The following is a 22541-nucleotide window of genomic DNA, read 5'->3' as shown; positions in this document are numbered from 1 at the left end:
CCCCCCCCCCCCCCCCCCCCCCCCCCCCCCCCCGCGCCTGGCTCACTCGACGAGGATAACGGGATCCTTGCCGATGTCCTTGAGCAGGAAGACCAGGAACTTGGCGGGTTTCTCCTGGCTGGCGTTGCGGCCGACCGTATGCACGTCCGCCGGGCCTTCATGGAAGCTTTGCCCGGGCGTCAGGGTAACTTCCTCACCTCCTTGCACCCCCATGACGATGGTGCCTTCGAGTACATAGATGAAGCCGTGCGCGTCGTGACGATGGACCGGATCGGCACCGCCAGGCGGGTATTCGACGGTAATCATCAGCACTTCCTTGCCGGGGTACTCGGGTAGCGCCTTGACCATCACGGTTTCGACGACCGGCGGTGGAGCGCTGGTTGCCTTGTCCTGCGCCATGGCCAGGCAGGTGCAGAGCAGGACCAGCAGAGCAGGCAGATGTTGGATTCCCATGGAGCTCTCCTGATTTCGGATTGCGGGTCAACGCCGCGCCGCCGCGCTCTTGAGCCAGGCGTCGAAGTGGATCGCGCCGAGGGTCGGGTTGGCGCCGGGCGTCAGCGACCGATCGTCGATCAGTGCACCGAAGTAGGTGGCTTGCTCATCGGCGATCACCTCCCGCTGGTCGCCGTTGTGCTGCAGGTAGGTCCTGACGAAGGAGGCAACCGGCTTGCGATCGGGTCCGGCAACTTCGGTGGTCTGGTTGCTCGGAGCTTGCTCGGCGACCGTGGCCAATGCCGCCGCGACGTCGGCCGAGGCGATCGGCTGCAATGCGGCGGCGGGCATGCGAACGGTGCTGCCCTCGGTGCCGGACTGCGCAATGGCGCCGATGAACTCGAAGAACTGCGTGGCCCGCAGGATGGAATAGGGAATGCCCGAGCCCTTGATCAGCTTCTCCTGGGCCATCTTGGCGCGGAAGTAGCCACTCTCCAGCATCCGCTCGGTGCCGACGACGGAGAGAGCGACGTGATGTTTCACCCCGGCGGCTTTTTCCGCCGCGGCCAGGTTGCGTCCGGATTTCTCGAAGAACTCCAGCACGGCGGCATCTTCGAAGGACGGGGAATTCGCGACGTCGACCACGACGTCGGCACCGGCCAGCGCTTGCTGCAGGCCTTCACCGGTGACCGCGTTGACGCCGGATTTCGGCGAGGCGGCGAGGACTTCATGACCTCGCTCGCGCAGGTTCTTGCAGAGTTGGGTGCCTATCAGGCCGGTTCCACCAATGACGACGATCTTCATCTGGGTGCCTCCCTATGGATGGGCGCCGCGAGTACCGCGGGCGGCGTGGAGCGAGCGCCTGGCTGGTGAGGCTGGGCGCTCCCCGTTGAAAGGGGTTGGCAGACGCTACGTCGGGCTGGACAGCCCTGCGTTGCTGATTGGCCGGTGGCTTGCGCTGACGGACACGTCAGGGCGGGGGCGCAATGTGGCCAAGGACTTAGACCGTGGAATGTCGGCCATGGTCCGCCAAGTTGGCGCTCCGGTCCACCGGGTTCGTGTCGCTGAATCTGAAATGGCCGTTCGTGACCTTGGCGAATGCCTGTCCCGGGGCGTACTACGTCGCGTGACTCAGGCGCGCCGTGGCCCGACCTTGAGCTGCTCGCGCATCAGCTCCAGGTAGCGCTTGGCGCCAAGGCCCAGGGGGCGGTTCTTGACCCAGACGATATCCACCCACAGGCGCATCTGGCTGGCCATATTGTCGAAGGCGACTTCCCTGAGCGCGCCGCCCGCGATCAGCGGTTGCACCAGCGGCTGGGGCAGATAGGCCCAGCCCAGGCCGGCCTGCACCAGATCGAGGGTCGCCAGGTAGCTGTCGGTCAGCCAGACCCGGTGGGACAACAGGATCTGCGGGTCGGAGGCCGTGGGTTCGCCGCTGGCGACTATGATCTGCCGGGTATCGGCCATCTGCGCCTCGCCCAGCGGCAGGCGTTCAGCGGCGGCCGGATAGCCCGGCGCGGCGACGGCCACCAGCAGCTGACTGCCGGCTTCCAGGAACGCCTCGCGCTCGTCGATGCCCGGCCGCTCGAACACCAGCGCCAGATGCACGCTGCCTTCATGCAGCATGCGCACGGCCTCCGCTTGCGACGCGGAGCGCACTTCGATTTCCAGCGTCGGGAATTCGCCGGCGAGGACCGTCAGGGGCCTGCTCCAGACGCCGGTCTGCAGTTCCGGCGCCATGGCCAGTACCAGGCGGCGTTCCAGGCCCTGGTGCAGTTGCAGCGCATGGGCGTCCAGCAGGTTCAGCTGGCTCGCCACCTGCCGGGCCTGGGGCTCCAGCGCCCTGGCGGCGGGAGTCGGCAGGGCCTTGCGGGTGGCGCGGTCGAACAGGGGCATGTCCAGTTCGGCCTCCAGTTGCGCAATGGCCATGCTGACCGCAGAAGGCACGCGCCCGAGCTTGCGAGCGGCGGCGGAAAAGGAGCCGCCGTCGAGCACGGCGAGGAAGACCTTCAGGGATTCGCTGGAAAAAGCCATGGTGTTTTCAGTTTTCCTGATGACGGTTGTCTTTTTCTATCAGGCCCGTGCACGTAATTTCCAGTTCAACGAGCAAAACCTTGAAGGAGCCGGGAAATGACGAAAACAGGTTGGCAAGGGCAGGTGGCGCTGATCAGCGGCGCCGGCAGTGAACTGGGCATCGGCATGGCGATCGCCCGCAGGCTGGGGGCGGCGGGCGCGAAGCTCATAGTGACTGCCAGCAGCGCGCGCATCGCCGAGCGGGTGGCGGAACTGCGCGCCGAAGGATTCGAGGCGCAGGGGAGGGCGGCGGACCTGACCGATGAGCAGCAGGTACGCGAGCTCGCCAATTGGGCCGAGTCACTCTGGGGGCGCGTCGATATCCTGGTGAACAACGCCGGCATGGCCATGCAGGGCAGCCCCGAGCCCTTCGCGGAGGTGGCCAGCATGGACCTCGACACCTGGAACCTGTCCATCACCCGCAACCTGACCACCGCTTTCCTGCTCAGCCGTGCGCTGCTGCCGGGCATGCAGGCGCAGGGTTACGGGCGCATCGTCAACATCAGTTCGACCACCGGCACCCGTGGTAGCAATCCGGGAGAAGCCGCCTACAGCGCCGCCAAGGCCGGCATGGTGGGGCTGAACATGGGGCTGGCGCTGGAGGTCGCGCGCCAGGGCATCACGGTGAACAGCGTGGCCCCTGGCTGGATTGCCACCGGCTCCAGCACCGAGGAGGAAAAGCACGCGGCCAGCTATGTGCCCATCGGTCGCGCCGGCCGCCCGGAGGAAGTGGCCGCAGCGGTCGCCTTCCTGGCGTCGCCGGAAGCCAGCTACATCACCGGCGAACTGCTGGTGGTGGACGGCGGCAACTGTCTGATCGAAAACAAGGCGCCTTGAGGGGGAACAGCAGCATGAGCACCTCCGTAGTTCTTGTCACTGGCGCCGCCGGCGGTGTCGGCCGCGCGCTGGTGCAGCGCTTCCTCCAGGGCGGCTGGCAGGTGTTCGCCACCGACCTGGATGCCCAGGGACTGGCGCGCCTGCAGGCGGAACACCCGGCTTGCGGCATCTTTGCCGGCGACATCCGCCGGCCCGCGACCTGCACGGATGCGGTCGCCGCGGCGCTCGCGGCATTCGGCCGCCTGGATGCCCTGGTGAACGCCGCTGGCGTCTGGCGGGAAGGGCCGGTGGAAAGCTTCAGCGAAGCGGATTTCGACCTGGTCCTGGACGTGAACCTGAAGGCCACCTTCTTCATGTGCGCTGCCGCTATCCCGCACCTGAAGGCGAGCGAAGGCGCCATCGTCAACATCTCCAGCGACGCCGGCCGCCAGGGCAATCGCAACGCGGCGGCCTATTGCGCCAGCAAGGGCGGCGTGACCCTGCTGAGCAAGACCCTTGCCCTGGACCTGGCGCCCTTCGGCGTGCGCTGCAACGCGGTGTCGCCGGGCGATATCGAGACGCCGATGCTGAAGTTCCAGGCCGAGCAATACGGCCAGGGCGACCCCGAGGGCTACTACCGCGAGCTGCTGGCGAAGTACCCCCAGGGTGATCGCGCCTGCTTCATCCAGCCAGAAGAGGTTGCCGAATTGGCCTTCTTCCTCTGCCAGAACGGCGCGCGCTCGATCACCGGGGCGGATATGGCGATCGACCGGGGCGTGTCGGCAGGCAATTGAGGGAGAATTGGCCAGGTAGGGTGCGCCGCGCGCACCGGCGGTTGGGAGGGCGCCCTCCGGCTGGATTCTCTACTTCATCCGCTTGCGGAACTGGCCGGGGCTTTCCCCCGTCCACCGCCGAAACACCCGGTGGAACGCGCTGGGCTCCTGAAAACCGGCGAGAATCGCGATTTCGCTGATGCTGAACCGCTCATCCCGCAACAGTTCGAAGGCAATGGCCCGCCGAACCTCGTGCTTGATCTCCTGGTAGCTGAAGCCTTCCCTCTCCAGCTGGCGGCGAAAGGCCGCCGCCTGCATTCCCCATTCGCGGGCCAGATCGACCAGCGTCGGCCATTCCGAATCGCGAATCTTGCGTAGCCGGCGGAAAACCTGCGATGCCAGGCTCGACTCATTGCGAAAACGCACCACCAGCCACTGGGGCGATGTACGCAGGAATTGCTTCAGGGCCGGCAGGTCCTGCACGACCGGAAGGTCGAGGTAGGTCGCATCGAACGCCACTTCGGTGTGCTCGACTTCGAACTCCAGGAGCGGCCCCCAGAGCAGGGGGTCGGCGCCCTGGGAGGGACGTGGAAAGCCGAAGCGCGTCCAATCCAGCGGAATGCGTCTTCCCGCCAGCCAGCAGAGGACGCCCAGCACGATGCTGAGGTAGATCTCTTCCGCGCTGCTACGGATGGCGGGCTTGCAGGCCGACGACTCCAGGGTGATCACGGCCTGCCCGCCGCGCAGGCTCTGGCTGCCGCGGATGTCATGCAGGAAGAGTCCCAGGTAGTTCAGGCACTGGCGCAATGCCTTGCCTACCGTCGGCTCCTGGATGAGCCCGCGACAGATCAAGGCGAAGCTGCCCCTCGGCAATCCGTGGGAGTCGAAGCCGAAGAATTCATCCTCGAGTTCCCGGGTCATGGCCAGCCAGAACTGGGTGACCGCTGCCGCCGGCAGGCGCGCCTCGGGAATATCGAGCTGCCCAGGGTCGATCCCGGCCTCCGCGAGCATGGCCTTCACCCGCTCAGGGCGTGCTTCCAGGCTGTGGAGTGCTGACTTGACGAGATAGACGGCTACCGAATCCTGTTCTCGCATCCTTCTCCGCACCTCGTTCGGCCGCTTGGCCTCTTTCCCTTGTTCGCCAGAATGATAATTCAGAGCGGGACACGGTGAACCGCCAGTGGCAAAAACTACACGGTCGAGTGGTGCAGTTTGGGCATAGGCCAACTCGCCTGGTCTGCCTAGACTCTTCGGCATAGGGTCGAACGCATCAGTGCTTGGCCAGTTTCACCGGCAATGCGGAATATTCTGATGGCCTCATTCAATTCACCCAGTCACAGTGCATCCACTCCACCGGTTCGAAGTGTCTCGACGCTCTCCCGCTTCGAGCGCAACCGGGAAAGGGCGCTGGAACTATTCGCCAGCAAAGGCTTCGGCCAGGTGAGCCTGCGCGAGCTCGCTGCACACCTGGAGCTTACTGCGGGAGCTTTGTATCACCACTGCAGCAGCAAGGAAGACCTGCTTTTCGAGTTCATCGAGGAGCATTACGAAGGGCTGCTCGCCTTGCTTGCGCGTCGTGTCCAGGGCACGCCTCCCCTTGAAGTGGTTCGCAACCTCACCGCCTCCCTGTTGCGGCTATATCAACGCCGTCCGCTGCATTTCCAGCTGGCCATGAGCGAGGCGCGCTGCCTCGGGCCGGCCCATCAGCAGCGTATCGGCGAACTACGAGACCGATTCCAGCAGTGCTTGCTGCAGCAATTCGGGATCGGACCGGACATTGATCCGGCACTACGCCAATCGACCGGACAAGCAATAGCGCACCTGCTGGAGCAGATGCCCACCTGGATGAATCACAGCAGCCTGCCCGAGACCGAGCGTCTGGCGCTGCTGGAGAACCTGACGCTCGGGGCGATCTCGCAGCTGCTGAGCCACATCGAGAACCGCCACCCCCTTCAATCAAGAGGATTTCGCCGTGCCGCAATACTCCGCAAACCTGCGTGATAGCCGTTTCATCCTGCACGAAGTGTTCGACGCCCCGTCACTCTGGGCGCGCCTGCCCGCGCTGGCCGAACGTGTCGATGCGGACACCGCCGACGCCATTCTGGAAGAAGCGGCCAAAGTCACCGGGCAACTGCTCGCTCCGCTCAATCGCAGCGGCGATGAGGAGGGCGCGAAGTGGCAGGACGGCGTCGTCACCACCCCGGCGGGCTTCAAGGAGGCCTATGCCACCTACGCGGAAGGCGGCTGGGTGGGCCTGTCCGGCAATCCGGAGTTCGGCGGCATGGGCATGCCGAAGATGCTCGGCGTGCAGTTCGAGGAAATGGTCTACGCAGCGAACTCCAGCTTCGCTCTTTACTCCGCGCTCACGTCCGGCGCCTGCCTGGCCATCGAGGCCCACGCCAGCGCCGAACTGAAGGAAGCCTACCTGCCGAACATGTACGCAGGCGTCTGGGCCGGCTCCATGTGCCTCACCGAGCCCCACGCCGGCACCGACCTCGGCATCATCCGCACCAAAGCCGAACCCCAGGCTGACGGCAGCTACAGCATCAGCGGCACCAAGATTTTCATCACCGGCGGTGAGCAGGACCTTACCGAGAACATCATCCATCTGGTGCTGGCCAAGCTGCCCGACGCCCCCGCCGGTCCCAAGGGTATCTCCCTGTTCCTGGTGCCCAAGCGGATGGTGAACGCCGATGGCTCCCTCGGTGCGGCGAATGCCGTGAGCTGCGGCTCCATCGAACACAAGATGGGCATCAAGGCCTCCGCCACCTGCGTGATGAACTTCGACGGCGCCATCGGCTACCTGGTGGGCGAGGCCAACAAGGGCCTGGCGGCCATGTTCACCATGATGAACTACGAGCGCCTGTCGATCGGCATCCAGGGCATCGGCTGCGCCGAAGCGTCCTACCAGAATGCCGTGACTTACGCCCGCGAACGCCTCCAGAGCCGCGCCCCCAGCGGCCCGGTGGCGAAGGACAAGGCCGCGGACCCGATCATCCACCACCCCGACGTGCGCCGCATGTTGCTGACCATGAAAGCCATGACCGAAGGCGGCCGCGCCTTCGCCTGCTATGTCGGGCAGCAGCTGGACCTGGCCAAGTACGCCGATGACGCCGATGAGCGCCAGCACGCCGAAGCCCTGGTGGCACTGCTGACTCCGGTGGCCAAGGCCTTCTTCACCGACACCGGCCTGGACAGCTGTGTGCTTGGTCAGCAGGTTTTTGGCGGCCACGGCTACATCCGCGAATGGGGCCAGGAGCAGCTGGTGCGCGACGTGCGTATCGCGCAGATCTACGAAGGCACCAACGGCATCCAGGCCCTGGACCTGCTGGGCCGCAAGGTGGTCGCCAACGGTGGCGCGGCACTGCGCCTGTTCTGCGCCGAGGCGCGCAGTTTCGCCCAGCATCACGAAGCCCCCTACGGCAGCGATCTGCTGGTGGCACTGGAACGACTGGAGACGGTCAGCGGCTGGCTGCTGGAGCAGGCCAAGAGCAATCCCAACGAGGTCGGCGCCGCCTCGGTGGACTACCTGAATCTGTTCGGCTACGTCGCCTACGCCTACCTGTGGGCGCGGATGGCCGCCACGGCTGAAGCCCGTCGCAGCGAGGACGAAGCCTTCTACAGCGCCAAGCTGGCCACCGCCGACTTCTTCTTCCGCCGCCTGCTGCCACGCACCTTGTCGCTGGAAGCCAGCATTCGCGCCGGCAGCGAGCCGCTCTTCGGCCTGGCCGCCGAGCAGTTCTGACCCTTTAGCGTGTAGCGCGGCCCAGTTTGCTTTCGGGCCGCGCTTTTTTATCTGTTCGGACCGACTCGTGATTCCGTGGGGTCCGTGCCGCTTCCAGGAGTTCCAATGATGCAAGACGTCGTCATCGTCGCCGCCACCCGCACCGCCATCGGCAGCTTCCAGGGCGCCCTGGCCAACATCCCCGCCCACGAACTGGGCGCCGCGGTGATCCGCCAGCTGCTGGCGCAGACCGGCCTCAAGGGCGAGCAGGTCGATGAAGTGATCCTCGGCCAGGTGCTCACCGCCGGTGCCGGGCAGAACCCGGCGCGCCAGGCCGCCGTGCTCGCCGGCCTGCCCCATGCGGTGCCGGCCATGACCCTGAACAAGCTCTGCGGCTCCGGCCTCAAGGCCCTGCACCTGGGCATCCAGGCGATCCGCTGCGGCGACGCCGAGGTGATCATCGCCGGCGGCCAGGAGAGCATGAGCCTGGCGCCCTACATCCTGCCGGCCGCCCGTACCGGCCTGCGCATGGGCCATGCCAAGGCGCTGGACAGCCTGATCCACGACGGCCTGACCGATGCCTTCAACGACTACCACATGGGCGTCACCGCCGAGAACCTGGTGGCGAAATACGGCCTCACCCGCGAGCAGCAGGACGCCTTTGCCGCCGCTTCCCAGCAGAAGGCCGCCGCCGCCATCGAGGCCGGGCGTTTCAAGGACGAGATCACCCCGATCCTGATCCCGCAGCGCAAGGGCGAGCCCGTCGCCTTCGAGACCGACGAAGGCCCGCGCGCCGGCACCACCGCCGAGTCCCTGGCCAAGCTGAAACCGGCCTTCAAGAAGGACGGCAGCGTCACCGCCGGCAACGCCTCCACCCTCAACGACGGCGCCGCCGCCGTGGTGCTGATGAGCGCGGCCAAGGCCGAGGCCCTGGGCCTGCCCGTGCTGGCGCGGATCAAGGGCTACGCCAATGCCGGCGTCGACCCAGCGATCATGGGCATCGGCCCGGTGGATGCCACCCGCCGTTGCCTGGCGAAGGCCGGCTGGAGCCTGGCCGACCTCGACCTGATCGAAGCCAACGAGGCCTTCGCCGCGCAGGCCCTGTCGGTGAGCCAGGAGCTGGGTTGGGACATGGCCAAGGTCAACGTCAACGGCGGCGCCATCGCCCTCGGCCACCCCATTGGCGCCTCCGGCTGCCGCGTGCTGGTGACCCTGCTGCACGAGATGATCAAGCGCGACGCGAAGAAGGGTCTGGCGACCCTGTGCATCGGCGGCGGCATGGGCGTGGCCCTGGCCATCGAGCGCTGATCCCGCGAAGGCAGATGAAAACGCCGGCCCTCGGGCCGGCGTTCTGTTTTGAATCGGCGAGCACCTTTCGACAGGTTCATGGGGGCAATACGCTACTCAAGAGCCTGGTGGACGACCCTGACCTGCAAGTCGTCGACTTTTTCACCGGCGCACTGCCCAAACCGGCAATTGGGGACATTCTGCGTAAGGCTCTGCGGCGCTTTTCACCACCCCCCACCCAGCGCACGGAAGGTAGCTACAGCAGCGCGGGCATCGTTGGCCGCCAATAGGGCCTGCTGGTCACGTGCTTCGAGCAGCTGCTGATCTTCGTCGAGCACTTCCCGCAGGCTCACGGCACCTCCCTGGTAAGCCTGCTGGGCTGCTTCGCGAGCGGCGCGATGGGCTTCGATTTCCGCGTCCAACTCCTGGCGTTGAGCGCTGAGATGGACCTGGGTGGTGACAGCGTTCTCCACGTCTTCTGCGGCGCGCAGCATGGCCTGGCGGTATTCGGCCAGGGCCTGGGCTTCGGTACCGCGAGCCTGTTCGACTTCGGCGTCTACGCGGCCGAAGTCGAACAGCCGCCAGTGCAGGCCGATGAAGGCCTGGGGCTGGAAGGCATCGCCGCTGAACAGTCCACCGTGCAAGCTCTGGCTACCGAGGATGCCGCCGAGGGTCACCTGCGGGTAATACTCGGCAACGGCTACGCCAATCCGCGCAGTGCTTGCCGCAAGCCGGCGTTCAGCGGCGATCACGTCCGGGCGACGACGCAGCAGGTTGGCTGGCGACAGGTCGGCGGCAACTGCCGGCACCTGATAGCCCTGCGGGTGCGCCAGAAGGACCTTGCCATAAGTGCCGGGTTGAACCCCAAGCAGCACATCGAGTCGATTGAGTTGCACCGCCAGTTCCGTGCGCAGCGGTGGCGGGGTGGTCCTGGCCTGCAGCAGCAGCGCCTTGGCCTGGGCCAGCTCGCGCTGGGTGGCCAGTCCTCCGTTGAAACGGTCCTGGACCAGGTTGAGGAGATCCTCCTGGGTCTGGATTTGTTCCTCGGCCACCTCGATGCGTCGTTGCGCGCCGCGAATGCGGAAATAGGCGTCGGCGGCATCGGCGGCGATCGAGATGCGCACTCCCGCCCGGCTCGCTTCGGCGGCCTGCAATTCCGCCAGGGCCGCCTCTTCGTTACGTTTCAGGCCACCGGCCAGATCGATTTCCCACGAGGCCCCGACGCCGAGGCTGAGGATGTCCTGGTTGCGATCGAACCCGGGGGAGGCGCTAGCCAGCTGGCCCTCAGGACTTTTCAGCGATTGCCGCTGGTGAAGGTACCGGCCGTCGAGGCTACCTTCCGGGAGGCGCGCCGCTCCGGCCAGGTTCGCGGCCGCGCGGGCCTGCTCGACACGGGCCAAGGCAATCGACACATCGAGGTTCTGCTCCAGGGCACGCTGGACAATGCCGTTCAGCACCGGATCGGCGAAGCCTCTCCACCATTCTTCAAGCGGCGGTGCCGGTGCCCGCTTGGGTAGTTCCGGGGTAACGCCGCCGGCCAACGAGGCACTGAGGATGCTTTCAGGGGCCTGGTAGTCAGGGCCGACCGTGCAGCCAACGAGCTGGTAGAGCAACACGCCGATTGCAGTGGTTTTCGCTAGGGACGATGGCATGGCGGGATGTCCTCGGATCAGTGGGCGTCAGCCGGCGGCTGGGAAGGCGGGGCGACCTTGTGCATCAGGGGGATCAGCACCAGGGCGGCGACGAAGCAGACACCGATGATCAGGAAAGAATCGGCATAGGTCAGGGTCTGTGCCTCCCGAGAAGCCAGGTTCCAAAGCTGCCGCAACGCTTGCTGGCTGACTTGTCCGGACGCGTCCATTTGCGGTGCCAGCCAGTTATTGAGTGCTTCGTTGCTGGCGTTCAGGTGCTCGGCCAGGCGCTGGAAGTGCAGGTTGGTACGGTCGTTGAGAATGGTGGCGCAAGCGGCGATGCCAATGGCGCCGCCAAGGTTGCGCATCAGGTTGAACAGCCCGGAGGCGAGCTTGAGGCGTGCAGGGGGCAGCGAGCCCAGTGCCAGGGTCACGGTGGGTGCCACAGAGAATTGCTGGCCCATGCCGCGTAGCGCCTGGGGCAACAACAGCTCGTCAGCCCCCCAGTCGTGGGTGATCGGCGAGAACTCCCACATCGACAGCGCGAACATGCCCATGCCCAGCATCAGGATCCAGCGCAGGTCGAAGCGGCGGGCGAGGGCAGCGTAAAGCGGAATGCTCAGCAGCTGAAAAATTCCGGTGGAGAACACCGCCAGGCCGATATCCAGCGGGCCGTAACCGCGCACGCGGCCAAGGAAAAGCGGTGTCAGGTAGATCGTGGCGAATATGCCAATTCCCGTGACGAAGGAGAAAAGGCAACCCAGGGCGAAATTTCGCTCGTTGAGTGCGCGCAGATCGACGATGGGATTCTTGGTGGTCAGGCTGCGAAAAATGAAGGCGAGGCCGGAAATTGCCGAGATCCAGGCGGTTGTCCGGATGGTGTCATCGCTGAACCAGTTCCAGCGCGGACCTTCCTCCATGGTGTATTCCAGGCATCCCAGGAACACCGCCATCAGCAGCATGGCCGGATAATCCGCGCCCTTGAGCAGCGACCAGTCGGGCTTGTCGATGCGCACCATGAGTGGCACTACCACGGTGACGAACAATCCCGGTACCAGGTTGATGTAGAACAGCCAGGGCCAGGAAGAGATGTCGGTGATCCAGCCACCGACAACCGGACCCAGAGTCGGCGCCAGGGAAGCGATGCCGCCGATCGTGGCTGCCACGACTACGCGCTGTTTGCCATCGAAATAGAGGAAGCCGGTGGTGAACACCATGGGGATCATCGAACCGCCGAGGAATCCCTGCAGGGCGCGGAAGGCGATCATGCTCTGAATGTCCCACGCCAGGGCACACAGCAGGCTGGTCAGGGTAAAGCCCAGGGCCGATGCAGCGAACAGCCAACGCGTGGACATCACCTTCGATAGCCAGCCAGACAGCGGAATGACGATGATTTCGGCAATCAGGTAGCTGGTTTGAACCCAAGCGGTGTCATCCGCCCCCGCCGAGAGCCCGCCGCCGATATCGCGCAGAGAGGCGGAGACAATCTGGATGTCGATCAGGGCGATGAACATGCCCATGCACATACAGGCGAAGGCGAACACCTTTTGCCGTGTCGAAAGTTGCTCGACCGGCACCACTTCGGACGACCAGAAGTTCACGGCCGTTGCTCCTGGGCGACCGCCTCACCTATTCCCGGGTGCTGTGCCTTGGTATCCACCTCGACCACCACCGAGAGTCCCGGGCGCAGTTCGCCAAGGCGATTGTCGGCCGGGTCGAGGTGAATGCGCACGGGCACGCGTTGCACGATCTTGGTGAAGTTGCCAGTAGCGTTTTCCGGCGGGAGGATGCTGAACTGAGCGCCGGTCGCCGGGGCGACGCTATCCAGGTGGCCGTGGAATACCTTTCCCGGCAGCACGTCAGCTTCCACGGTGACTGCTTGCCCGGGAGTCATCCTGGCCAGTTGGTCTTCCTTGAAGTTGGCATCGATCCACAGCCCTTGGGCAGGGACGACTGCCAGGAGCTGGGTGCCGGCCGATACATAGCCGCCAACTCGGCCCCGGCGATTGCCGATATAACCGTCCACCGGTGCGCGAAGTTCCGTGTAACCGACATCCAGGCGTGCCAGGTCCCGCTCGGCGACGGCTTGCTCAAGGGCAGCGTTGGCTTGCTGGCGTTGGCTGTGAATGACATCGAGCTGACGCTGGGCCGCGAGCAACGTGGCGTGAGCCTTCTCGGCATTGGCACGCGCTGTCTTCCAGGTGGCTTCGGCACGCTGGGCGCTTTCCACGGAGACAGCGGCACGTTGGACCAGGGTGCGGTAGCGCCTGTCATCGTCACGTGCGCGTTCCTCCTCGGCGGCAGTGGCGTCGATTTCGGCCTGGCCCTGGCGGATCACCGCCTCCTGCAACGCGGCCTGGGCATCCACATTGGCCAGCAGGGCCTGCTCTGCGTGGACTGCACCCTCGGCCTTGGCCAGCGCTGCCCGGTAATCGCGATCGTCGATACGGGCGAGCAGGTCTCCGGCATGCACGAACTGGTTGTCGGTCACTGCCAGCTCGGCGATATAGCCTGCGACTCGCGGGCTTATGACAGTGACGTCACCGCCGACGTATGCATCGTCCGTTTCTTCCAGGTAACGACCCGAGGCCCACCAGTGGGCACCATAGACGCCAACGCCGAGCAGGGCGGCGAGGGCGATGGACAGCTTTACCGCCGTGCGAGATTTCAGCCGGCGCGGGGTAGCTGTCGAAGTCGCGATCGGGTTTTCGGGCTGGTTCATGGCGGTCTCCGATGAGGTGGTTCCAGGTATGCGCCGGCCTGGCTTGAAATTACATGCATCATTCAATCTGGCGACTCGAAATCCCTTTTGAATGGGGGGAGGCAAGGAATGCCGGATTAATATGATGGCTACAATCTAATATCGCCACTTCCATGATGCAAGTAACCCACGGTCACGAGGGACGAGCGGTAACCTTGTGGGGCGGGGAGGGACGTGGCTGCAAGGATCGCAGTGCCTGGTAAGGATCACGAGAGACAAACGGCCAACCAGGCCTGGTAATCAGGCAGCTCAGCGTGCATGCGCGAACTGCTCACGACGCTGCCAACGAGCCGCAGCAAAGCAACTACCCAATGTGAGATTGACAGAGCGCGCCTTGCGCGCCGGACATCAAAGCAAAGGCGGTATGGGACTGGGTGGGCTTAACCCGGCTCGGCTTCGGGTTCGGGGAATGCGAAGGAGTGGGGAGTGGGGCTGCCGTGCCTTTGGCGAAGGACGCGATGCCGCGAGCTGACAGGCAATCCAGTAACACGGTCGACCAGGACAAGGTCCACAGGCTCTCCCGTGTAGCTGTCGACCAGCATGGTTCGTGCTGCGTCCATATTGCCGTAGCGATTGCCCCACTGCAGAAGTACCAGCATCAGGGGACGCAAGTCCCGCGCCCTGGAGGTGAGCAGGTATTCGTAGCGTGTCGGCTTTTCGCTGTAGGGGTGTCGCTCGAGGATTCCTCCGGCTACCAGTTCCTTGAGTCGCCGAGCCAGGGTATTGGTTGGAATTCCCAGGGCCTGGGCGAAATCATCGAAACGTTTCGCTCCGTAATAGGCTTCGCGAAGGATCAGCACGTTCCAGCTGTCGCCGATCACCTCCAGCGCCTGGGCTACCGGGCAAGGCATGTGTTGGAAGCTGGTCTTTTTCATGGGGCCTCGTGTCGAACCTGGCGGTTGAGCTTTAAACCCGTGGGGTTCCTTGCCTTCGGGAGGGCTGCGAGCCTTCATTGCATGATGTCCTGAATATAATGACGGTGCTTGCATCACGCAAGTGACCATCCATCGCCTCCGGAAGCCCTCTCACCCAGTAACGCGTCTCACCCGAGTCGAGCTCGATCGCGGCCATCCCGGGATTGGCGTCGAGGGTCTCCTGCAGCCGCTCCTCGGCACAGACGTTGGCCGCCGGGGCCGCAGACCAGCAGCGGCAGAATCCTGACCAGGTACTGCAATCCCTGGCCTGGACTACCACGCCCAACTCACACCAGGTCCTCCTGGCGCTGTTTCGCCGGTTCGCCCTTGGCGTTGCGCGGCGCGTTGATCGCCAGCACACCGCCGATCACCAGGCCGACGCCGAGTGTCCGGGTGAAGGTCAGGGGTTCGCCAAAACCGGGCAGCAGCGCTGCACCCAGGTAAACCAGCGCGTAGCTGGCACTGAGCAGCGAGTAGGCGCGGGCCAGCGGCAGGTGGCCGAGCGCGCCGATCCAGCAGAGCAGCGACAACCCATAAGCGAGCACGCCGCAACTCAGCACCAGCAGCGCGAGCGAATCCGGGCCGGTGCCGGACAGGGTATCCAGCCAGAGGGAGGGGGCGGGGAGGCGGTTCATGCTCCAGCGCAGGGCAAGTTGCGCGGCGCTGACCAGGGCGACGCTGCCAATTGCCAGGGCGAACCCCGGGCGACGGCTCATGACTGCATACCCAGCAGGGCGACGCCGCCGACGATGAGGGCGATGCCGAACCAGTGACGGGCGCCGATCTCCTCGCGGAACAGGTATTGCGCGAGCAGCGTCACCAGGACGAAATTGAGGCTGAGCATCGGGTAGGCCAGGCTGACTTCCAGGCGTTGCAATACCAGCAGCCACAGGAGCAGCCCGCCGCCCAGGCTGGCGATGGCCAGAAGCAGCCAGGGCGAGAAGAGCTTCGTCGCCAGCTTCAGCTCGCGTCCGCGCCAGCTTTCGACGGCGAGTTTCTGCGCGACCTGCCCGAGGCAGGTCAGCAGGCACACGCCGATCAGTAGGAGGAAAGTCATGGCGAGGACCGCGGAATGAGCAGCAGCACCAGGCGGCCCCGCCGGTAGCTCACGGCGTCCTTGGGCATCTGTGCCAGTTCTCCTTCGTCACGATCGCTGTTCATCCGCAACAGCACGCCGACCGGACCTCGCTGGCGCGCGCAATCCATCCACGCCTGGAGCTCTGAGAGGGGAATGCTGCGGCCGCCCGCTTCGGGGTACGCCAAGCCATATTTCAGCTCGCCGGTGGTGTTCAACAGGTCGACATCACGGCGACTCAGGCGCCAGGCCAGGGCCGTGGCGGCGCCGAGATCGTTGCTCAGGAGGCTGGACGAACCGCGCAGTTCGTCCAGGTGTTCGAGGATGAAGCGGTCGGGCGTCTTGCTGTTCACTACGCGCTCCGGCAGGGCGGCCGGCACCAGGGCTACCAGCAGCCAGAGCCCCAATGCCGGGGCCGCCCAGAGGGTGGCCGGGCGCGCCAGTTGCAGGGCGCCGCAGAGGGCCCAGACGGAACAGGCGATGGCCAGCATGACGAGGCTGGGGGTTTCGCCGTGGTACAGCGGCTTGGTCGACTGCAGGTACGTGAGGGTCAGCAGGGCCAGGCCGCCGACGGCCAGGTTGAGCGCGCCGTTAATGCGCAGGGCGCGCCACCGGTCTTGCCTGAGCCGGTCGATGAGGGCGTCGGCCATCAGCAGCGCCAGCGGTGCGAAGCACGGCATGATGTAGCTCGGCAATTTGCCCCGGCTGAGGCTGAAGAAGAGGAAGGGCATGAAGAACCAGAGCAGGAGGAACGTGGTCGTGCGCCCGCGGCGATCTTTCCAGCCTTTGTGGAAGGCGGGGAAGATCAACGCCGCCCAGGGCAAGCTGGCGATGAACAGCAGCGGCACGTAGTACCAGAAGGGCAGGGTGTGCTGGGCATCCGTGCCGGCGAAACGGCGGATGTGTTCATGCCAGAAGAAGAAGTTCCAGTAGTCCGGCTCGCGCAGGTGTACCGCCAGAGCCCAGGGCAGGCAGAGCAGGACTGCCACCGCGATGGCCAGCGGTCCGTAGACCAGCACCTCGCGCAGACGCCTATGCAACAGCGCGTAGGGCAGGGCGATGATCACGGGCAGCAGCCAGGCGAGGAAGCCCTTGGTCATGAAGCCCATGGCGCAGGCGAAGCCGAGCAGGGCCCAGTAACCCAGTCGTGCGCTGGAGGTCTGGCTGTCAAAGGCAAACCACAGCGCGGCCAGGCTGAGGTTCACATAGAGCGTGAACTGCGGGTCCAGGTTGGCATAGCCGGCCTGCCCGGCGATCAGCGCGAAGCTCATGTAGAAAAGGGTGGCCGCCCAGGTCTTGCGCGGGTCTTGCCACAGGCGCCGGCCGACGAGGAACACCAGCAGGATACTGATGGCCGTCGCCAGGGACGAGGCGATGCGCACCCCGAACAGGTTCTCGCCGAACAATGCCTGGGTGCTGGCGATCAACCAATAGCCGGCGACCGGTTTCTCGAAATAGCGCAGGCCCAGCAGGTTCGGCGCCACCCAGTCACCACCGTTGAGCATGCCCTGGGCGATCTGGGCGTAGCGGCTCTCGTCGGGAATCCATAGGCCGTGGGACGCCAGTGGCACCAGGATGAACAGGACGAAGGCGACAACCAGGGCCGGGTAGGCGTAGCGGCTCATCGCTGGACCCCCAGCCACCCTTCGCGGCCGGCGAGGTCACCGCGAACCACCTGGCCCGCCGGTAGGGTTGCGGGGTCATCCGGCAGCAGCCACCCAAGCGGTTGGAAGCGGATATCGTTGTGCCGGGCGCGTTGCAGCAATTGACGGAACTGCTTCGCCATGAGGATTCCTTCCACTTCGGCATGAATGGTGTAGACGTTCAGCGCACGGTCGACGAAGCGGCGCAGGATGAAGTCGTTGAAACCGCTGGCGGGGAGCTGCGGGCCGACCACCTCGTCGAAGGTTGGCAGGTTCACCGGGATCTGCGGCGTGCCCAGGCTGCCGTCGGCCAGTCGTGGGCGGAACAGCGAACTGCCACGGCAGTCGCTGTTGTAGCGGAAGCCGAAGCGCTGCTTGGCTTCCACCACACGCTCGTCGGCGCGCCAGCCAGCCACCGCCGAGCAGTCGACGCGCTGGCCGAGAATGTCGGCCAAGGTGTCCACGCCCAGGCTGATCTGCTGGTTGAGCTTGTCATCGTTCCAGCGGCCGGCATTGGCCTGCCAGGCATGGTGGTCCCAGGCATGCAGGCCGACTTCGTGCCCGGCAGCCAGGGTCTGTCGCATCAGGTGGCCGAGGTCACGGCCGATCGGCCTTCCCGGCCACGCCGTGCCGGCCAGCAGGATGTCCCAGCCGTACAGGCTGGCGGCTTTCGAGCGCAGCATCTTCCACAGGAAACCCGGCCTGGCCAGGCGCCACAGATGGCGGCCCATATTGTCCGGGCCGACGCTGAAGAAGAAGGTCGCCCTCACCTGGGCCTCATCGAGCAGTTCGAGCAAGCGCGGCACCCCTTCGCGGGTACCGCGGTACGTGTCGACATCGACGCGCAGGCCAGCCTGCATCAGCTATTGCTCACGACGCTCAGGGTGACGGCACGTTGCTGGTCGGCCAGCGCCTCGCGCAGGAAGAAGTCGAGGGTCTTGGCGATGGTCTCGCTGAGCTCGACAGTCGGCTGCCAGTCGAGCAGCCGCCGGGCGTTGGCGATGCTCGGCCGGCGGTGCGACACGTCCTGGTAGCCGTTGCCATAGAACGTATGGCTTTCCACCGCGCGGAAGCCGGCAAAGGGCGGGAAGTGCCGGCGCAACGGGTGGGCCTCGAATTGCCTCACCAGCTCTTCGCCAAGCTGGCGGATGCTGGCTTCGCCATCCGGGTTGCCGATGTTGATGATCTGTCCGTCGCAACGGCCGTCGCGGTTTTCGACGATGCGTGCGAGCGCCTCGATGCCGTCGACCACGTCGGTGAAGCAGCGCTTTTGCGCGCCGCCGTCTACTAATCGGATCGGCGTGCCTTCGACCAGATGCAGGATCAACTGGGTAATGGCGCGGGAGCTGCCGATGCGCGCCGAATCCAGACGGTCCAGGCGCGGGCCCATCCAGTTGAACGGCCGGAACAGCGTGAAGCGCAGGCCCTCCTGGCCATAGGCCCAGATGACCCGGTCGAGCAACTGCTTGGACACCGAGTAGATCCAGCGCTGCTTGTTGATCGGCCCGACCACCAGGTTCGACTTGTCCTCGTCGAAGGTCGGGTCGCTGCACATGCCATAGACCTCGGAGGTCGATGGGAAGATCACCCGCTTGCCGAACTTCACGCAGTAGCGGACGATTTTCAGGTTCTCCTCGAAGTCCAGCTCGAACACCCGTAGCGGGTTGCGCGTGTATTCGACGGGCGTGGCGATGGCCACCAGGGGCAGGACCACGTCGCACTTCTTGATGTGGTACTCGATCCACTCGGTGTGGATGCTGATGTCGCCCTCGACGAAGTGGAAGTTGGGGTTGCTCTTCAGCCGTTCGATGGCATCGGAGCCGATGTCCAGCCCGAATACTTCGTACTCGTCGGTCTGCAACAGGCGCTCGGAGAGGTGGTTGCCGATGAAGCCATTGACCCCCAGGATCAGCACGCGGGTACGCCGGCCCGGGCGGCGCGCCTGGCTGCCGTGCAGCAGCGAGCCTTCCACCAGACCCATTTCCCGCGCCAGTTGCGGGCCACTCAGGTAGAGCCCGGTGTCGCCCTGCTGGCCTGCATGGATCACCAGCGAGTCCTTGCCGCAGGCGATGCGCAGCGGGTCAACGCTGATCACGCTGCCCGGCAGGCGGCCGCCGTTGCCGGCTTGCACCTGCGAGCTCCAGACGGTCATCTTGCGCTCGCCTACCGAGCAGAAGGCGCCGGGGTAGGGCAGGGTGACGGCGCGCACCAGGTTGTGCAGCTCCTGTGCCGGACGCTGCCAGTCGATGGCGCCATCGGCCGGGGTACGGCGGCCAAAATAGCTGGCACGGGATTCGTCCTGGGCGACTTCCGGCAGTTCGCCGCGTACCAGTTTCGGCAGCGCGTCGTCGAGCAGCGCCCGCGCCGTTTCGCGCAGCTTGCCGTGCAGGCTCGGGGCGGTATCGCTGTCGGCGATGGCGATGCGCCGCTGGGCGAGGATGGCACCGGCATCGGCGCGTTCGACCATGCGGTGCAGGGTGACGCCGGTTTCCTTCTCGCCGTTGACCAGCGCCCAATTCACCGGTGCGCGGCCACGGTAGCGTGGCAGCAGTGAACCATGCAGGTTGAAGGCGCCGGCCGAAGCGCAGGCGAGCAACTCCGTGCCAAGCAGGTGGCGGTAGTAGAAGGAAAAGATGAACTGCGGCTGCAACTCGCGAATGCGCGCGATCCACAGCGGGTGGTTGACGTCTTCCGGGGCATGCACGGCGATGCCGTGGCGGGCGCAGAGCTGCGCCACCGAGGCGAAGAAACGGTTCTCGCGCGGATCGTCGGCGTGGGTGAACACGGCAGCGATTTCATAGCCGGCGGCGAGCAACGCTTCGATGCCGGTGCAACCGATGTCGTGGTAGGCGAAAACGATGCAGTTATGGGTCATGGCCGGATGGACTCGGTGGCGGAAGTGGGGGGCGAGGCAGGCGACTCGGCAAGCGGCGAGGGTGCATTGCGGAGAATGCGTTCGACAAAAAAGCGCGGGCGTGCGCGGACGTCGTTGTAGACGCGCCCCAGGTACTCGCCGAGCAGGCCCATGCCGACCAACTGCACGCCGGTGAACATGAACAGCACGGCGAACAGAACGAAAACGCCGTCCCCCGCCCAGGCCGCGCCGAACACCATGCGCAGAAAGATCAGCAGGGCGCCGAAGCAGAAACCGAGCAGCGCCATGCCGCCTCCGATCAGGCTGAGCAGGCGCAGCGGCGTGGTGGTCATGCAGGTGACCAGGTCGAACATCAGGTTGATCAGCCGCAGGAAGTCGTACTTCGACTCACCATGCTCGCGCTCGGCATGGCCGACCGGAATCTCGCTGGTGTGGCGGGCGAAGCTGTTGGCCAGAATCGGAATGAAGGTACTGCGTTCGGGGCAGGCCAGCATCGCCTTGACGATGGTGTTGCGGTAGGCGCGCAGCATGCAGCCATAGTCACTCATGGCGACCCCGGTGGAGCGCTGCACGGCGAAATTGATCAGCCGCGACGGCCAGCGCCGCAGGGTCGAGTCCTGACGATTTTCGCGCACGCTGCCGACCACGTCGTAGCCCAGCGCAGCTTGCGCGACGAGGCGAGGGATTTCCTCCGGGGGGTTCTGCAAGTCGGCGTCCAGGGTGATCACCAGGTCGCCGCGGCATTCTTCGAAACCCGCCATGATCGCCGCGTGCTGGCCATAGTTGCGATTGAGGATCACCGCGACTATCCGGCTGCCGGGAGCCGTGGCGGCTTCCATGAGGATTTCCGCGGAGCGGTCGCGGCTGCCGTCGTCAATCAGGATGATCTCGTAGTCGCGGCCGAGCTGCTGGCAGGCGCCGGCAGTGCGCCGCAACAGCTCGGGCAGGCTCGCCTCCTCGTTGTAAACCGGGATGACGATGGACACGCAGCGGATCGGGTAGGGTTTCACGGTGCGTCACCAATGATGGCTTCGATGGCGCCGACCACGCGGTCGAGATCGGCGGGGGTCATGTCGGGGAACAACGGGATGGAGCATAGGCGCGCCGAGTTCCACTCGGTGTCCGGCAGGCTGACGCCGGGGAAGCGCTGGCGGTAATAGGTGTGCAGATGGCTGGCGATGAAGTGAATGCCGCTGCCAATGTTGCGCTGCTGCAGGGCCTGCATGAATCCGTCGCGGTCGATGCCGCAGCGCTGCGGGTCGATGCGCAGGATGAACAGGTGCCAGGCGTGCTGCTGCGGATAGACCGGCAGTGCCAGGGGCTGCACTGGCAGGTGCGCCAGGCGTTCGCAGTATGCAGCTGCGAGTTCGGCGCGGCGGGCGTTGATCGCTTCCAGCCGGTCGAGCTGGACCAGGGCGATCGCGGCATTGATGTCGGTGAGGTTGTACTTGAAGCCGGGCTCGATCACCTGGGCCTGCGGCTTGCGGCCGTGGGTCAGGCGATCGTAGGCATCGACGCCGAGGCCGTGGAACTTGAGGGTGCGCACGCGCTCGGCCAGCGCCGCGTCGTCGGTGACGAACATGCCCCCTTCGGCGCAGGTGATGTTCTTGATCGCGTGGAACGAGAATATCGCGGTGCCTTTCTGGCCGATCGGCCGGCCACGGTAGACGGTACCGACGGCGTGGGCGGCGTCTTCGATCACCGGAATGCCGTGGCGCGCGGCGACGCTGTAGATCGGGTCCATATCGGCGGCGGCGCCGGCGTAGTGCACCGGCACGATAGCCTTGGTGCGCGGTGTTATGGCCGCCTCGATGCGCGCGGCATCGGTCATCAGGGTGTCACGGTCGACGTCGACGAACACTGGCGTGGCGCCGAGCAGGCAGATCATATTCGCGGTGGAGACCCAGGTCTGCGAAGGCGTGATCACCTCATCACCGGGGCCGATCCCGAGGGCGAGCAGCGCCAGGTGCATGCCGCCGGTGGCAGACGAAATGGCCACCGCGTGCCGGCAGCCGATCCCCTCGCAGAAGCGCTGTTCCAGTTCCTGGTTCTTCGGGCCGGTAGTGATCCAGCCGGAACGAAGGACCGCGGCGACGGCCTCGATCTCCGACTCGCCAATACTGGGCCGGGAAAAGGGGAGGAAGGAAACCTCGTCCATGATTACTCCTTGGTCTTGCCAGCCGGGGTAGTCAATTCCGGCGCAAGCGTACTGGCGCGCGCGTAAAAAAAATGTCGTCGCACCCGAGACGCAGATCGCGCTATCTCGTTGTGCGGATCATCCCGGGAACATCCGGTTTGCCAGGAAGAGACGAATCCCTCTGAATAAGGTAGCTGGCCAGCGCTGAAGGGTTCAGGGCAGATTGAAAGTCTCCCACCATCGGCACGGGAGGGAAGCCGTGAAAAGTTTGCTTTGTACGAGTCTTCACGTTACTTGCCGTAGAGCAGCATCCGCTGCAAGCAAGGCCCCTTCCAAATAACCGGCTAGATCGCCACCAGCCTCGCTGCCGATGAGCTGGATCCCAGGCAGCATGGGCGAG

At 65.4% G+C, this 22541-nt stretch carries 20 protein-coding genes; 5 read left to right on the top strand and 15 right to left on the bottom strand.

Annotated elements, in window-relative coordinates:
• Window positions 1-42 precede the first annotated feature (42 nt).
• The 3 genes from ACFW0H_RS27185 to ACFW0H_RS27175 form a co-directional block, all read right to left on the bottom strand.
• Window positions 43-453 (bottom strand): cupin domain-containing protein, encoded by a 411-nt coding sequence (locus ACFW0H_RS27185; protein WP_422916954.1) that lies wholly within the window; start codon window positions 451-453, stop codon window positions 43-45.
• Window positions 454-480: 27 nt separating this feature from the next.
• A complete protein-coding gene (locus ACFW0H_RS27180) occupies window positions 481-1236 on the bottom strand; it encodes an SDR family oxidoreductase (protein WP_422916953.1) in 756 nt (251 codons plus the stop codon).
• A 327-nt stretch (window positions 1237-1563) separates the two neighbouring features.
• Entirely contained in the window at window positions 1564-2466 is a 903-nt protein-coding gene (locus ACFW0H_RS27175) for a LysR family transcriptional regulator (protein WP_422916952.1), read from the bottom strand.
• Window positions 2467-2562: 96 nt separating this feature from the next.
• On the opposite strand from ACFW0H_RS27175, the gene ACFW0H_RS27170 reads away from it, so the two are divergent.
• Together ACFW0H_RS27170 and ACFW0H_RS27165 are read left to right on the top strand one after the other, a co-directional pair.
• On the top strand, window positions 2563-3342 hold the full coding sequence (locus ACFW0H_RS27170) for an SDR family NAD(P)-dependent oxidoreductase (protein ID WP_422916951.1): 780 nt from the start codon (window positions 2563-2565) through the stop codon (window positions 3340-3342).
• 14 nt (window positions 3343-3356) lie between these two features.
• On the top strand, window positions 3357-4115 hold the full coding sequence (locus ACFW0H_RS27165) for an SDR family NAD(P)-dependent oxidoreductase (protein ID WP_422916950.1): 759 nt from the start codon (window positions 3357-3359) through the stop codon (window positions 4113-4115).
• 69 nt (window positions 4116-4184) lie between these two features.
• On the opposite strand, the gene ACFW0H_RS27160 is transcribed toward ACFW0H_RS27165, so the two are convergent.
• Window positions 4185-5189, bottom strand: coding sequence for an AraC family transcriptional regulator (locus tag ACFW0H_RS27160; RefSeq protein ID WP_422916959.1), 1005 nt, complete (start codon window positions 5187-5189; stop codon window positions 4185-4187).
• 216 nt (window positions 5190-5405) lie between these two features.
• Here ACFW0H_RS27160 and ACFW0H_RS27155 point away from each other — a divergent pair, with 216 nt between their 5' ends.
• The 3 genes from ACFW0H_RS27155 to ACFW0H_RS27145 all read left to right on the top strand — a co-directional run bounded on the left by ACFW0H_RS27155 (window position 5406) and on the right by ACFW0H_RS27145 (window position 9126).
• The gene (locus ACFW0H_RS27155) at window positions 5406-6095 is read left to right on the top strand and encodes a TetR/AcrR family transcriptional regulator (protein ID WP_422916949.1); all 690 of its coding nucleotides are present in this window, start codon (window positions 5406-5408) and stop codon (window positions 6093-6095) included.
• Window positions 6067-7839, top strand: a complete 1773-nt coding sequence (locus ACFW0H_RS27150) for an acyl-CoA dehydrogenase C-terminal domain-containing protein (protein ID WP_422916948.1) — start codon at window positions 6067-6069, stop codon at window positions 7837-7839. The genes ACFW0H_RS27155 and ACFW0H_RS27150 overlap by 29 nt, the downstream gene beginning before the upstream one ends.
• Window positions 7840-7947: 108 nt before the next feature.
• Window positions 7948-9126, top strand: coding sequence for an acetyl-CoA C-acetyltransferase (locus ACFW0H_RS27145; RefSeq protein WP_422916958.1), 1179 nt, complete (start codon window positions 7948-7950; stop codon window positions 9124-9126).
• Between the two features lie 203 nt (window positions 9127-9329).
• Here ACFW0H_RS27145 and ACFW0H_RS27140 read toward each other — a convergent pair whose 3' ends face one another.
• The 11 genes from ACFW0H_RS27140 to arnB form a co-directional block, all read right to left on the bottom strand.
• Entirely contained in the window at window positions 9330-10757 is a 1428-nt protein-coding gene (locus ACFW0H_RS27140; RefSeq protein ID WP_422916947.1) for an efflux transporter outer membrane subunit, read from the bottom strand.
• Window positions 10758-10774: 17 nt separating this feature from the next.
• Complete coding sequence (locus tag ACFW0H_RS27135; RefSeq protein WP_422916946.1) at window positions 10775-12337, bottom strand: DHA2 family efflux MFS transporter permease subunit; 1563 nt, start codon at window positions 12335-12337, stop codon at window positions 10775-10777.
• On the bottom strand, window positions 12334-13458 hold the full coding sequence (locus tag ACFW0H_RS27130) for an HlyD family secretion protein (protein WP_422916945.1): 1125 nt from the start codon (window positions 13456-13458) through the stop codon (window positions 12334-12336). The genes ACFW0H_RS27135 and ACFW0H_RS27130 overlap by 4 nt, the downstream gene beginning before the upstream one ends.
• A gap of 419 nt (window positions 13459-13877) precedes the next feature.
• Window positions 13878-14372, bottom strand: coding sequence for a winged helix-turn-helix transcriptional regulator (locus ACFW0H_RS27125; protein ID WP_422916944.1), 495 nt, complete (start codon window positions 14370-14372; stop codon window positions 13878-13880).
• Between the two features lie 326 nt (window positions 14373-14698).
• A complete protein-coding gene (arnF, locus tag ACFW0H_RS27120) occupies window positions 14699-15127 on the bottom strand; it encodes a 4-amino-4-deoxy-L-arabinose-phosphoundecaprenol flippase subunit ArnF (RefSeq protein WP_422916943.1) in 429 nt (142 codons plus the stop codon).
• Window positions 15124-15468 carry a 4-amino-4-deoxy-L-arabinose-phosphoundecaprenol flippase subunit ArnE gene (gene arnE / locus ACFW0H_RS27115; protein ID WP_422916942.1) on the bottom strand — a complete coding sequence of 115 codons (345 nt, stop codon included), beginning with the start codon at window positions 15466-15468 and terminating at the stop codon, window positions 15124-15126. The genes arnF and arnE overlap by 4 nt, the downstream gene beginning before the upstream one ends.
• On the bottom strand, window positions 15465-17111 hold the full coding sequence (arnT, locus tag ACFW0H_RS27110; RefSeq protein ID WP_422916941.1) for a lipid IV(A) 4-amino-4-deoxy-L-arabinosyltransferase: 1647 nt from the start codon (window positions 17109-17111) through the stop codon (window positions 15465-15467). Before arnT ends, arnE begins: the two co-directional genes overlap by 4 nt.
• The gene (gene arnD, locus ACFW0H_RS27105) at window positions 17108-17989 is read right to left on the bottom strand and encodes a 4-deoxy-4-formamido-L-arabinose-phosphoundecaprenol deformylase (protein ID WP_459077334.1); all 882 of its coding nucleotides are present in this window, start codon (window positions 17987-17989) and stop codon (window positions 17108-17110) included. Before arnD ends, arnT begins: the two co-directional genes overlap by 4 nt.
• Window positions 17989-20004 carry a bifunctional UDP-4-amino-4-deoxy-L-arabinose formyltransferase/UDP-glucuronic acid oxidase ArnA gene (gene arnA, locus ACFW0H_RS27100; protein ID WP_422916940.1) on the bottom strand — a complete coding sequence of 672 codons (2016 nt, stop codon included), beginning with the start codon at window positions 20002-20004 and terminating at the stop codon, window positions 17989-17991. The genes arnD and arnA overlap by 1 nt, the downstream gene beginning before the upstream one ends.
• Entirely contained in the window at window positions 20001-21014 is a 1014-nt protein-coding gene (arnC, locus tag ACFW0H_RS27095) for an undecaprenyl-phosphate 4-deoxy-4-formamido-L-arabinose transferase (RefSeq protein ID WP_422916939.1), read from the bottom strand. The genes arnA and arnC overlap by 4 nt, the downstream gene beginning before the upstream one ends.
• The gene (arnB, locus tag ACFW0H_RS27090; protein ID WP_422916938.1) at window positions 21011-22162 is read right to left on the bottom strand and encodes a UDP-4-amino-4-deoxy-L-arabinose aminotransferase; all 1152 of its coding nucleotides are present in this window, start codon (window positions 22160-22162) and stop codon (window positions 21011-21013) included. The genes arnC and arnB overlap by 4 nt, the downstream gene beginning before the upstream one ends.
• Between the last annotated feature and the right edge of the window lie 379 nt (window positions 22163-22541).

The sequence above is a fragment of the Metapseudomonas cellulosilytica genome, from assembly GCF_049334135.1.
Lineage (GTDB): Bacteria > Pseudomonadota > Gammaproteobacteria > Pseudomonadales > Pseudomonadaceae > Metapseudomonas.
Note: the sequence above shows the minus strand (reverse complement) of the source record. Positions and strands in the feature narration are given on the sequence as shown.